General features: G+C 46.3%; 2 protein-coding genes and 1 pseudogene. 1 reads left to right on the forward strand and 2 read right to left on the reverse strand.

What is annotated here, in order from left to right:
- Nucleotides 1–224: pseudogene (locus R7E42_RS25700) on the forward strand (hypothetical protein); the annotation flags it as partial.
- A 144-nt stretch (nucleotides 225–368) separates the two neighbouring features.
- Here the strand turns inward: R7E42_RS25700 and R7E42_RS25705 are convergent.
- On the reverse strand, nucleotides 369–761 hold the full coding sequence (locus tag R7E42_RS25705) for a GspS/AspS pilotin family protein (RefSeq protein WP_005459209.1): 393 nt from the start codon (nucleotides 759–761) through the stop codon (nucleotides 369–371).
- Nucleotides 762–764: 3 nt separating this feature from the next.
- A partial coding sequence (locus R7E42_RS25710) for a YciI family protein (protein ID WP_318073341.1) occupies nucleotides 765–1,021 on the reverse strand: 257 nt, incomplete at its 5' end.

Raw genomic sequence — 1,021 nt, forward strand, 5'->3', positions numbered from 1 at the left:
ACCCGAACGAAATCGGCCCAGGTGTTTATGACATTCACTCACCAAACATTCCGACGGAAGCGTGGATTGAAGGTTTAATCAAGAAAGCGGCAGAAAAGATTCCGGTACAACGTTTGTGGGTAAACCCAGACTGTGGTTTGAAAACACGTAACTGGGCAGAGACGGAAGCTGCACTTGCCAACCTTGTGTCTGCTGCGAAGAAGCTTCGCGCAGAGCTTGCATAAGGTAGCTCGTCGCCAATTTAAAGTGGCCAATAAAAAAGCGGAGCCCATCGTCTCCGCTTTTGTGTCTTTTATTTAATGTCCGCTTAGCTCACTAACGACGGCTCTCGTTGTTGTCGGGCTTGGGCGCCAAGCAAATGACTGTGTCTATTTGATTTTGCTACAGGTTTGCTCTGAAACCAATTCATCAGCAATTAGCTGACCGCGTGAGTTACGCACTTTTAATCGGTACATCAAACCCATATCAATTTGCTCTCTTACCGACGGCGTATTGCAGTATGTATAAATACTGGTATTCAGTACTTGGTTTAATGGTTTCGCACCTAAAGCATCGTCGTTGTAAATCATCATCATTTCTACCACGTTCTTGTTAGAAGAAACACGCATGATTTGCAGCGGACCGTATTCCAACGGCAGTCCGGCAGACAAGACACCGGCACGGTTAGACGCCATTAATTCAAGTTGGCGTTGGTTGTCATTGCTTGATGAACAACCCGCCAATGCACCAAAGGCGAGGAAGAGACACAGTAATTTTTTCATAAATTAAAACACTTTTTTGAACGGTTTTACGATCACGTTTTCGTAAACGCCCGCCGCCACATAAGGATCGGCGTCAGCCCATGTTTTGGCATCTTCCAAAGAGGAAAATTCAGCAATGACTGTCGAACCAGTAAAGCCGGCTTCTCCTGGGTTATCAGAGTCGATCGCTGGCATCGGACCTGCGGTAAGTAAACGACCTTCATCTTGAAGCTGTTGCAAGCGTTCTAAATGTTGAGGACGAACGCCCATACGTTTTTCCA

It is taken from the genome of Vibrio sp. Vb1337 (assembly GCF_033338715.1).
GTDB lineage: Bacteria > Pseudomonadota > Gammaproteobacteria > Enterobacterales > Vibrionaceae > Vibrio > Vibrio alginolyticus.

Bases quoted from the DNA above. Each gene is read 5' to 3' on its own strand.
- R7E42_RS25705 (WP_005459209.1), bottom strand. From the start codon at position 761: ATGAAAAAATTACTGTGTCTCTTCCTCGCCTTTGGTGCATTGGCGGGT.